Here is an 11,659-nt window from a genome sequence, read left to right as displayed (position 1 = left end):
TTGGGGTAGCGGTTGCCCGCGTACCTGTGAGATATTAATGTGCGTATATAGCACTGCACTATATTGAGAATGATTATGAGATGAACAACACATCTGAAGTGTCCGGGTTAATGCAAGTGACGAAGGAGCGTAAAGGTCTGCTGATTACAGCAAGTATCTTCTCGACCCTTTCGAGACTGTTGCAGATTGTTCCTTTTGTCGGAGTGTATAAGATTGTCGAGGAACTGCTAACGCATACGAGCCAACTATCTGCCATGGACAAAGATCTGTTGATCTATTGGGGGATCGTCGCATTCGTAGCCCTGATTGCAGGGCTTGTTGCGCTCTATATCGGGGGGATGTGCTCACACATTGCTGCGTTCAACATTTTGTACCAGCTCAGAGTGAGACTTGCGGAGCATGTTGCCAAAGTACCCATGGGGTATCACACCCGGGCGGCAACCGGTGAGCTGAAGAAAATCATTGAAGTCAGTGTGGAGAAAATTGAGAAGTTTTTCGCCCATCAGTTGCCGGATCTGGTGAGTGCGATCGTCATTCAAGTGATGTTGCTGGGATATTTATTCTGGCTCGATTATCGTATGGCGCTGACGCTGTTGGTTCCGATCGGAATCGGGTTCTGGTTGCAAAGTCGTATCTTTCGCAGTGAACGCGGCCGTCAGGCTTATCGTGATTTTCAGCTTGCCATTGAAGAGATGAATGCGACGGGTGTTGAATACGTGAGAGGTATGCCAGCGGTGAAAGTATTTGGGATTACAGCTGATTCGTTTCTGACGTTTAAACAGGCGGTGACGCGTTATCGGGATATTTCGTTGATAATAACAGATTTGTGTAAAACATCCTACGGGCTGTTTTTTGTAATCATGATCTCGTTGTTTACCTTCATCGTTCCGGTGGGTATTCTGCTGTCGAGTGGACAGCGATGGGGAGAATGGAGCTTATGGACCGTTTTGGTACGATGATTCTGGAAGGGCAAAGGTAATGTTCAATTATAGCAATTCATGATGGATTAACTTTAACTTTTAACAGAACCTAACGGAGGCCTATCTGTAATTGTGTAATTTGTTCGAAATCATGTAACTTGAGCGGCTCTGGCTGCGTTTAGACATTGGGGTGATCTGATGTTGGTGAACGCGGTTCAACGGTACATGGTATTAGGATTTATATTTATCGGGATCTTCTTTACAGCACTCATCGTTCTTGAAAGGGTTGAAGGGTACCATATTACAACGACAGAGTATTACGGTTTACGTAATTTAGGGGGCTTGATATATATATTGTCGCTCATCCTGGGATTCGGTCACTATTTAATCGCTTTTTATGTTGTTATTATAAGCCCGATCTCATGGTTGCTGCGGAAATATGTGTGTTCTCCTATGGTGAGGATTTTCATCTACATGGTTGGGTTTGGATGGGGCGGGCTGTGGGTTTTTGATCTCATGTACAATCCATATTTCGTGAATGGATACCATCTGAACCGAATGACATCGATATGGATATTTGCCATCGCCGGTTTAGTCTATGCCATTGTGGAGAATAAGATTTGGCGAAGAGGGCAGATGCAGAACGAACAGAAAGCTACTTAACAAATGTTGAGTAGCTCTTTTGGTTTACATAATTATTATGGTGTTTTCATTGGAGATTCAGAAGCTAAATACAATATTAGAAAGGATTATGTAAGAGTAAGTAATGAACATGAACTAAGTTAATTCGATAGTTTGTTATAAAATTTACAAAGGGTACAAGTGAAAAGAAATAGGAGTTATATCGTGAATAAGTAAAATTTTCTGATATACTACCTGAGTTGCGTACATAGAGTTAGATATTTTATGAAGGGAGCTCATGAAGTAAATTAGCCGTTTAGTTTAAAAACGTAGTTTGGAGGAAAATTTTTTTGTATAAAGCAGGTTTTTGGATCAGATTCGGGGCAGGATTGTTGGATGGCATTATTATCACATTTCCTTTAATAATTATTGCAGGGTTGATATGGTCGAACAATCGGTAAGCGCATCTGCGGGATTCGGATTCGGAAATACGATTCACATGAATCACCAAGGCTGGGTACAATGTTACTACGAGAGTTGTTGGACTTTTGTATTTTATAACTTTTGGCATTGGTTTCATTGTAAGTGTCATCATGGTTGCTGTACGAGAAGACAAACGTGCAATACATGATTTTATCGCAGGTACCGAAGTCGTTTGGGACTAAAAAGGAGAAGGTAAGCCCTGGGGTAATATATTCGTTATAATCCAATTCGCTCATACTCACCCACGTTACAGACTATGAACAGTGTTCATGGTCTTTTTTTTTGTGATCTCAGAAGTACAGTCACAAACCCGCGCCAACACAGCAAATTCAAGGCATTGCAGTTGATTATATAAAGAATTCGTCTATCGTTTTGGCTAAATGATCATTTTGTTCTGACGAAATCAACATGTCATTTCATCTTTTGCGAATATCGCTATAATGCGCTCTCCCTTACTCTGAGGTAGAGCACAGACATTCCCAAAAGGTGGAGGATAAGGTCCATGAGAAGAAAAGTGTTAGTTACGAGTTTGATGATCCTGTTATTAGGTACGACGATCCTTGGGTGTTCGTCCGGAGAAAGTAAAACGGGCGATGCTGATAAAGGGACACCAAGCGGATCAACGGAAGCAACAACCTATCCGATTCAAACGGATAAGACGCTTACGTATTGGGGTGAAATTAACGGCAACCTGATCGGGGTCAAAAATTCGCACAGCGAAATTCCATTCTTTCAAAAGTGGCAGGAAAAAACCGGCGTACCACTCAAATTCACGGCACCACCGACAGGGCAGGTCAGAGAATCCTTCAACGTGATGCTGGCATCCGGGGATTTGCCGGACATGCTGGAATACAATTTCATCGGAGATTTCCCCGGTGGACCGGAGAAAGCCATCAATGATGGTTACATCCTAAAGCTGAACGATCTGATTGACCAGTATGCTCCGAATCTGAAGAAATACCTGCAGGACAATCCAGACATCGACAAGATGGTCAAAACGGATAGCGGCAGCTATTATGTATTCCCGTTCATTCGGGGAGATGAGTATCTCCGTGTCTTCCAGGGTCCAATCATTCGTAAGGATTGGCTGGATGAGCTGGGACTACCGGTTCCGGAAACGATTGATGAGTGGACTACAACCCTGAGAGCTTTTAAAGAGAAAAAAGGCGCATCCGCTCCGTTCTCTGTTGTAAGTAAGCCCCGATTCTTTAACGATTCCGGTAATGGTGCTTTCCTTGGCGCCTTCGGTGTAAACCGTGGATTCTATCAGGAAGAAGGACAGGTCAAATTTGGTCCTGCGGAAGAAGGCTTCAAAGAATACTTGAAGTTATTCCAGGAATGGTACAAAGAAGGTTTGATTGATAAAAACATCTCAACAGCTGATACCAAATCCGTTGACGGTAACCTCGCTTCGGGTGCTACTGGCGCTAGTGTTGGTAACGCAGGCGGAGGTATCGGCAAATGGCAACCGCTCGTAGAAGCAAATGATCCGGATGCCGTTCTGGTCGCCGCACCATATCCGGTGCTTAAAAAAGGTGATATTCCTAAATTCGGCCAGCTTAACCAGGGTTATGCCTCGGAAGGCACTGTTGCCATCTCAACAGCAGCCAAGGACCCGGAACTTGCCGTTCGCATGCTGGATTACGGCTACAGTGAGGAAGGGCACATGTTCTTCAACTTCGGAGAAGAGGGTGTCAGCTATAACATGGAAGGCGATTATCCGAAATTCACAGATTTGCTGCTGAAGAACCCGGATAAACTCGCTCCTGCACAAGCAATTTCACTATATGCCCGCAGCAGCTATAACGGTCCATTTGTTCAAGACAAACGGTATGCCGAGCAGTTCTTTGCACTACAGACTCAGCGCGATGCCATTGATGTATGGAAGAATACACAGGCCGCCAAATATAATCTGCCTTCAATCACACCTACACCTGAAGAGAGCTCCGAATACGCGACCATCATGAATGATATCAACACACTCGTCGATGAGATGACCATCAAGATCATTCTGGGCAACGAACCGGTGGATCAATTCGAGAGCTATGTCGCGAAAATGAAATCGTTACATCTGGATCGAGCGATTGAAATCCAAACCGCAGCACTCGAACGCTACAACAATCGGTAATTGTAAAAGGGGAGGGCGCTAACCCTCCCGATTGAAAAGAGGTGAAAAGGTACATCATGAGCAATCGTCAATCCTTTAAAAGCCGGTTCGTGCGGGACTTCATGATGAACAAGTATTTATATATCATGATGATTCCCGTTATTGGATATTATTTAATATTTCATTACGGTCCGATGTACGGCGCAATTATTGCCTTTAAAGATTATTCTCCGATGAAGGGCATTTTGGGTAGTGATTGGGTTGGGCTGAAGCACTTTGAAGAGTTTTTCAACAGTTATTATTTCTTACGTGTGCTGAAGAACACCCTTCTTATCAGTTTGTACACGCTGGTCTTTGAATTCCCTGCACCGATTATTCTGGCGCTGCTCATCAATGAAGTACGCAAGCGCACGTTCAAGCGGGTCGTTCAGACGATAACGTATATGCCTTATTTCATCTCTCTCGTCGTCATATGCGGTATTATTACGGACTTCACGAACGCGGATGGTTTAATCAACCGCCTTATCATGATGCTTGGATATGACGGTCAGGCGATGCTGCAAAAGCCGGAGCTGTTCCGTCCGATCTATGTTCTGTCTGAAATATGGCAGCGGATCGGTTGGGAATCCATTATCTATATCGCTGCGTTGATGAGCATCGACCTGGAGCAGTATGAAGCGGCGAAGATAGACGGAGCGAGCCGTCTCAAGCAAATGTTTCACATTACGCTGCCCGGATTGCTGCCAATTATTACGATCATGTTCATTCTCCGGATGGGTAATATGCTGAATGTCGGCTTCGAGAAAATCATTCTCCTTTATAATCCGGTGACCTATGAAACAGCTGATGTCATCTCTTCCTTCGTATATCGAAAGGGATTGTTGGAGTTCGGATGGAGTTACAGCTCGGCAGTCGGTCTATTTAACTCGGTGATCAATCTCGTTCTTCTGATTTCGGCGAACTATATCAGCCGCAGAGTGAGTCAAAACAGCTTATGGTGAGGTGGTAACTTTGATTAAGGAAAGTGGTTGGTTTGACCGAATCTTTACGATTTTGAATTATACATTTCTAATCCTGCTTGTCATCGTCACATTGTACCCGCTGCTCTACGTGTTATTTGCATCCTTAAGTGATTCGGCGCAGCTGTTAGCAAACAAGGGGCTCCTGTGGAAGCCGGTCGGCTTTAGTCTGGAAGCTTACAAGAGCGTACTTGCCAATCCAGGTATAGCCACAGGTTTCCGCAATACATTATTTATTCTTGTGTTCGGCGTTATCGTCAACCTGTTCATGACTGCGCTTGGTGCGTATGTGCTATCCCGTAAAAACGTGATGTGGAACAAGGTGTTCATGTTCTTTATCGTGTTCACGATGTTCTTTGGCGGCGGCTTGATTCCACTGTACCTGGTTGTAAAAGGCGTTGGCCTGTTAGATACACTGTGGTCGACCATTCTTCCTTTTGCCATCAGCACGTTTAACCTGATCATCATGCGAACGTCATTCATGGGGATTCCGGACAGCCTGGAAGAGTCGGCCAAGATTGATGGAGCGAATCACTTCACCATTTTGTTCCGTATTATTATCCCGTTGTCCATGCCAGTCATTGCCGTGATGATCCTGTATTACGCAGTTGATAAGTGGAATGGATGGTTCTATGCATCGGTGTTTATCAAAAGCCGAGAGCTGTTCCCGCTGCAATTGGTGCTGCGTGAGATTCTGATTGCCAATTCCACCGAGAGCATGTCGGCTGGTGCATCGGCTGGGGATCGCTTCCAGATCGGGGAAACCATCAAGTATGCAACGATTATGGTAGCGACGATACCGATCCTGTGCATCTATCCATTTTTGCAGCGCTTTTTCGTGAAAGGTGTCATGGTTGGTTCATTGAAGGGTTAAACCAGAGAATTGAAGAACGGTAAGGAGGTATGATGTTACATGAGCGTATTAAATGAAGTGAACAAGGACGTGTGGGATCAGATTAAAAGTAAAGCCGATCAGATGCTAGCAGCCATAGGTGAAAAGTCTCCGCATGTCGCTGGAGCAAATGGCATCTATGACGACATGAGAATCGATTGGTGGACCTCAGGATTCTGGCCGGGCATGTTATGGATTGTGTACGATATGACGGGTGATGAGAAATATAAAGAAGCTGCATGGAATTGGGATGAGCGGCTATCGGCACGGTTTCTCGAAAACAACTACTTTGATCACGATGTGGGCTTTCATTTCCTGCCTACGGCCGTCATCAAATACAAGCTCACCGGAGATGCCGATGCCGCAAGGCGTGCCTTATTTGCCGCGAACTTCCTGGCTGGACGCTTTAATACCAAAGGCAGCTTCATCCGGGCCTGGAATGGCGACATGCTGGGCTGGTCGATCATCGACACCATGATGAACCTGTCCTTGCTCTTCTGGGCGTCTGATGAGAGCGGAGATCCACGTTTCGGCCATATTGCCAAAGCTCATGCGGATATGGTCATGAAGCAATTTGTCCGGGAAGATGGCTCGGTGCATCATATCATTCGATTTGATCCCGAAACAGGTGAACGTGCAGAAGCGATAGGTGGACAGGGAGCGGGACCGGATTCGGCATGGAGCCGGGGAGCGGCGTGGGCTTTATATGGATTAACGAATACGTATCGGTATACAGAGGACCCGGCATATCTTGATGCTGCACAGCGCGTGGCGAACTTCTTCATTTCCAGACTGCCTGAGGATCACGTTCCGCATTGGGATTTCCGTGCAGAGTCCGAAGAAGAGGAGGAAGTTCCACGAGACAGCTCTGCTGGTGCAATTGCAGCTTCCGGATTGCTTGAGCTTGCAGATGTACTTCCTGATCCGGAGGGCAGACTCTATGCTACCGTTGCCAAACGTATCCTGAGTTCCCTGCGGAATCATTATGGAACATGGGATCTTCCTGAGCACGAAGGTATGCTCCTGGAGGGAACCGGTCATAAACCGGCAGGTCAGAACGTGAACGTCTCACTCATATACGGTGACTATTTTTACGTTGAGGCGAGTGCCAAATTAAACGGATGGAAGCATCGCATTTTCTAAAAATGCTCTGAGAAAATTTCCGAAAACATTCTCATCTATTCAAAAATGAATTCAAATGAATACGCGTTTTGATACCGAATGCCCGATAGACGAAAGCTGTCTATTCGGGCTATTTGTGCTTGATTTAACGGGGGAAATCGGTGCTTACGCACCTTTTTGTCAATTGAATTGAACTTTTTATCTATATCCCAATCGCGCTCTTGACGTTATAATAAATTCCTGATCCAAACATCGATAATCTACGAAGAGTTGGGTGATGAACTGTTGCTAAACATTCGATATTTGTGGCAAAAACGAGAAAGCATAATCGTGACCTGGCTTGTCTCCTACAGTGCTGTTTTAATTGTGCCGATTCTGATCAGTCTGGTTATTTACATGCAAGCGAATGAGACATTGAAGAGTGAAATACATCGGGCGAACGATTCCTTATTGAAGCAGATGCGTTATACGATCGATACACAAGTTGATCTTATGAAACGGTTGAACATGGAGATGACGTGGAGCCCGAATCTGCAAACGCTGATGTACTCCAATCAACCTGCCAAAGAGGCGCCTTATACGGCCTACCAACTGGTGAAGGAACTTCGTCTCTATAAAACATCATACGCGTCCATCGATGAATTCTACGTTGTGTGGAAAAAAGACCAATCCATTCTCCGTTCAGGCAATATTCGGGATATGCGGACGGCATTTCATACCATACATAACACAGGTGCAATGTCTTTCGAAACGTGGCGGGATCAAGTTCTGGGTGCAGAGACGAATCAATTCGTCATTCTGCCGCATCAGAATGCAGCTCCGGCGGAGTCTTCCATTGCGTACATTACACGTCTGCCTGATGATTTGAATGGTCAGGAGACCGGTACGGTTGTCGTCATGGCGGATACGCGAAGATTCCAGAAAGCGATTCAGAGCATTTCGGGTTTTAGTGATGCCACGCTGCTGATTCTGAATCAGAATAACGAGATTCTGATGAGCAATCATCCCGGATCCGAGGAATTGAAGCCATTCATGAATGGCAATCAGGTTCAGTTGGATAACGCCAGGGTTGGCAAGTCGGAGATGTTCTACATGGACTCCGCGGTATCCGATCTGAAGTACGCATTGATTATTCCCAGCAGCCTTTATTGGGAAAAGGCAGTGTATGTCCGCAATTTTACGTATATCAGTATCGTGGTGAGTCTCATTAGTGCGGGTGTACTGACCTGGTTCTTCATGCGCCGGAATTACTCCCCAATCCAACAGCTCGTGGAATCACTAAAAGACAAAAATAGTCAGAACGAACCCGCTGATCGGAACGAACTTCGGTTTATTCAGAAGGTCATCATGAACACACGATCAGAAAAGAACGAGATTGCCCAGCAACTGCAGAAACATCAGCAGGTACTGCGCTCCAATATGATTAATCGGCTTCTGAAAGGCAAACAGGATACGCTCGTGCCCTATGAAGATGCATTCCGTTCCTTCCATATGCCGCTCTATTCAAGTGAATTTGCTGTTATCTTATTTGTAATCGAAAATGAAGAGAATCTCTATGGAAAGCTGCCGGGTATTGATATCAATGAACGAAACAAATTGATCCATCTCATTATTTCCAATGTTGTTGAAGAACTGGCTTCAGAGCGTCAGCACGTCGGATATGTAGCAGAAGTTGATGATATGATGGTCTGCCTTGTAAATATGAAAGCGGATTCTTCGGATTGGAATCATGATCTTCATCACATTGCGGCAGAAGCGCAGCGCTTCCTGGAAAGCTATGATATGGAATTGACGATCTCCATCAGCGGACGCCACACGTCGTGGATTGGCATCGCCGAAGCATACCAGGAAGCAGTAGACGCGATGGAATACAAAATGGTGCTTGGCAAGAAAGGCATCATTACCTATGGCGATGTCCGCAGCGATGCGATGGCGGATGCCCCATTTGGCTACTACTATCCGCTTCAAGTGGAACAGCAACTTCTTAATTTCATCAAAGCGGGAGATACCGACCAAGCCAGCGCTTATATGAACGAGATTACAGAGCGAAATTTTGATAAACCGATTATGTCGCTCACACTTGCACGTTGCCTGATTTTCAACCTGGTAGGTACGATGATAAAGGCTATTAATGATCTGGGGGACAGGGATAACCATACGCTAACCCAATACCCGCATCGGATTGAGGACATTATTGCCGGGGATACCATCCAGGAGATGCAGGAGGCTTTGCAGAACTTGCTTGAGGAGGTATGTTCCTATGCCGCTGACAAGCGCGCAACGAATGTATCACAAGAACGTGAGGATTCCCTGCGTCATCTCAGCACCCAAGTCACACAGTATATTGAGAGTAACTATACGGACGTGAATTTGAACGTCAACGCAATTGGTGAGCATTTTGAGCTTAAGGGCAGTTACTTGTCCAAACTCTTCAAGAATCAGACCGGTGAGGGTCTGCTGGACTGCATTCATAAGTGCCGTATCCGACAGGCTAAAAAAATGATTGAGCATAAACAGGAATCCATTACAGAAATATCCCAATTGGTCGGGTATAACGATGCAGCAACTTTCATCCGGGTATTCAAGAAATACGAAGGCATTACACCTGGTAAATATAAAGAAATCAGTTGATTTGAAAGGAGACCGGAACATGAACGTAAAGAGGAAGTTGGCATTCATAGCAAAGGTGACAGGGCTCATCCTGCTGCTTGGCATGCTGACTGCTTGCGATCAGAACGGGACAGATTCGGATGCCAAGCTGGATGAACGTTCCGGCTCATCAGAGTACCAGACCGTCTCAATTGCTTCACCCAATGACGGTGGGAAATTAACCTACTGGGCAGAATTGAATGGCAATGCAGCAAGCATTAAGTCCAGCTTCAATGAAGTACCTTTTTTTCAGGAATGGCAGCGGAGAACCGGAGTCAACCTTCAATTCATCCGGCCACCCGCCAATCAGGCCAAAGAAGCGATTAATGTGCTGCTTACATCCGGTGAACTGCCGGATATGATTGAATATGAGTGGAGCAATTATCCCGGTGGGCCGGAGAAAGCGATCAAAGACGGATATATTCTGCGATTAAACGATGTTATTGATCAATACACACCTCATCTGAAGCAGTACCTGAACGAGCATCCAGACATTGATATGCAGATTCGCACAGCGAACGGAAGTTATTACGCGTTTCCTTTTATTCAAGGAGATGATAAGCTTCGAACCTATCAAGGACCGATTATCCGGAAGGACTGGCTGGACGAGCTTGGACTTGATGTGCCAACCACGATTGACGAATGGCATACGATGCTTCAGGCATTTAAGGACAAAAAGGGAGCTGACGCCCCGCTTACTTTTCTAGGTGTTCCGAATCCGTTGTTTGGTATCGAAGGCGGCGGTTTTATTGGCGCTTTTGGTATTAAAAAAGGGTTTTACGTGGAAGATGGCCAAATTAAGTTTGGGGCACAGGAACCTGAATATAAGGCATTTCTATCCTTATTTCGTGAATGGTATGCGGAGGGACTCATTGACAAGAATCTGGCTGCCGTAGATTCGGAGACCCAGGATACAAACATGACAACAGGACGCAGCGGCGCGAGTATCTGGAATGCTGGGGCGGGGATCGGTACATGGCTACCCATCTTGCGGGAGACGGATCCCCATGCAAAGCTTGTGCCAGCGCCATATCCTGTTATGAACAAAGGAGATCGTCCGAAATTTGGTCAACTTGCTCCCGCTATCGGTTCCAGTGGGGTCGCCATATCCAACAACAGTCATCATGTAGAAGAAGCAGCACGGATGCTGGACTACGGGTATGGGCCTGAGGGACACTTGCTGTTCAACTTTGGCATTGAAGGTGTCAGTTTTAAGATGAAGGACGGGTATCCGACGTATACCGAGACTATTTTGAAAAACCCTGATAAGTGGTCGCCGGCTCAAGCACTAGCGATGTACACCAGAGCGAGTTATTTCGGTCCATTTGTGCAGGATACGCGATACATGGAGCAATATTATATTTTACCGGAACAGAAAGAGGCGGTGCAGTTATGGTCCAGCACGGATGCTGTTCTCCATCAGGTACCGACCCTGCCCAAAACCGAGAAAGAGAGCACGGAGATGTCAGTCATCATGCAGGAAGTGAACAAAGTGGTGGACGAGATGTCGCTTAAAATCATTTTTGGCATTGAGCCGGTGGATGCTTTCGATACGTACGTCAAGCAAATCAAGTCATTACAGATTGATCGTGCGATTGAGATTCAGCAGCAGGCGTTAGAGCGGTATAATCGCGCTATATCCTCTAAATAAATCCTTATATTGTATAAAATGGGCATTGGAGTGTCGTTTTTGTTGATGTAATTTCGTTCCCTCGTGCTCTACAATCGGTTATGACATGCTGAGATGGCATGCACATGACTCTTGCTTGAGCAGGATTGGAGGTGACTATAGGGTTTCTTGAAACCGCTCACATACTCTGAAATCCAAAAGGAGGAGAACGAAAGC

The 11,659-nt window shown here is 45.7% G+C and carries 8 protein-coding genes and 1 pseudogene; all 9 read left to right on the top strand.

Annotated elements, in window-relative coordinates:
• The first annotated feature begins 80 nt into the window (after positions 1 to 80).
• Complete coding sequence (locus QNO02_RS16680; protein ID WP_289389392.1) at positions 81 to 959, top strand: ABC transporter transmembrane domain-containing protein; 879 nt, start codon at positions 81 to 83, stop codon at positions 957 to 959.
• A 159-nt stretch (positions 960 to 1,118) separates the two neighbouring features.
• Positions 1,119 to 1,583, top strand: coding sequence for a hypothetical protein (locus tag QNO02_RS16675; RefSeq protein ID WP_289389391.1), 465 nt, complete (start codon positions 1,119 to 1,121; stop codon positions 1,581 to 1,583).
• Positions 1,584 to 1,891: 308 nt separating this feature from the next.
• Positions 1,892 to 2,206, top strand: a pseudogene (locus tag QNO02_RS16670) (RDD family protein).
• A 320-nt stretch (positions 2,207 to 2,526) separates the two neighbouring features.
• Positions 2,527 to 4,152, top strand: a complete 1,626-nt coding sequence (locus QNO02_RS16665; RefSeq protein ID WP_289389390.1) for an extracellular solute-binding protein — start codon at positions 2,527 to 2,529, stop codon at positions 4,150 to 4,152.
• A 56-nt stretch (positions 4,153 to 4,208) separates the two neighbouring features.
• Positions 4,209 to 5,132, top strand: coding sequence for an ABC transporter permease (locus QNO02_RS16660; RefSeq protein ID WP_091029693.1), 924 nt, complete (start codon positions 4,209 to 4,211; stop codon positions 5,130 to 5,132).
• Between the two features lie 10 nt (positions 5,133 to 5,142).
• Positions 5,143 to 6,024, top strand: coding sequence for a carbohydrate ABC transporter permease (locus tag QNO02_RS16655; RefSeq protein ID WP_024631936.1), 882 nt, complete (start codon positions 5,143 to 5,145; stop codon positions 6,022 to 6,024).
• A gap of 102 nt (positions 6,025 to 6,126) precedes the next feature.
• The gene (locus QNO02_RS16650; RefSeq protein ID WP_502921887.1) at positions 6,127 to 7,185 is read left to right on the top strand and encodes a glycoside hydrolase family 88 protein; all 1,059 of its coding nucleotides are present in this window, start codon (positions 6,127 to 6,129) and stop codon (positions 7,183 to 7,185) included.
• 309 nt (positions 7,186 to 7,494) lie between these two features.
• Positions 7,495 to 9,795 carry a helix-turn-helix domain-containing protein gene (locus QNO02_RS16645; protein ID WP_289389388.1) on the top strand — a complete coding sequence of 767 codons (2,301 nt, stop codon included), beginning with the start codon at positions 7,495 to 7,497 and terminating at the stop codon, positions 9,793 to 9,795.
• 19 nt (positions 9,796 to 9,814) lie between these two features.
• Positions 9,815 to 11,464, top strand: coding sequence for an extracellular solute-binding protein (locus QNO02_RS16640; RefSeq protein WP_289389387.1), 1,650 nt, complete (start codon positions 9,815 to 9,817; stop codon positions 11,462 to 11,464).
• The last annotated feature ends 195 nt before the right edge of the window (positions 11,465 to 11,659 follow it).

Source organism: Paenibacillus sp. PK1-4R (assembly GCF_030369595.1).
Lineage (GTDB): Bacteria > Bacillota > Bacilli > Paenibacillales > Paenibacillaceae > Paenibacillus.
Note: the sequence above shows the minus strand (reverse complement) of the source record. Positions and strands in the feature narration are given on the sequence as shown.

Coding starts and splice junctions, on each gene's coding strand:
- QNO02_RS16665 (WP_289389390.1), top strand. CDS start 2,527: ATGAGAAGAAAAGTGTTAGTTACGAGTTTGATGATCCTGTTATTAGGT.
- QNO02_RS16660 (WP_091029693.1), top strand. CDS start 4,209: ATGAGCAATCGTCAATCCTTTAAAAGCCGGTTCGTGCGGGACTTCATG.
- QNO02_RS16650 (WP_502921887.1), top strand. CDS start 6,127: ATGCTAGCAGCCATAGGTGAAAAGTCTCCGCATGTCGCTGGAGCAAAT.
- QNO02_RS16680 (WP_289389392.1), top strand. CDS start 81: ATGAACAACACATCTGAAGTGTCCGGGTTAATGCAAGTGACGAAGGAG.
- QNO02_RS16640 (WP_289389387.1), top strand. CDS start 9,815: ATGAACGTAAAGAGGAAGTTGGCATTCATAGCAAAGGTGACAGGGCTC.
- QNO02_RS16675 (WP_289389391.1), top strand. CDS start 1,119: ATGTTGGTGAACGCGGTTCAACGGTACATGGTATTAGGATTTATATTT.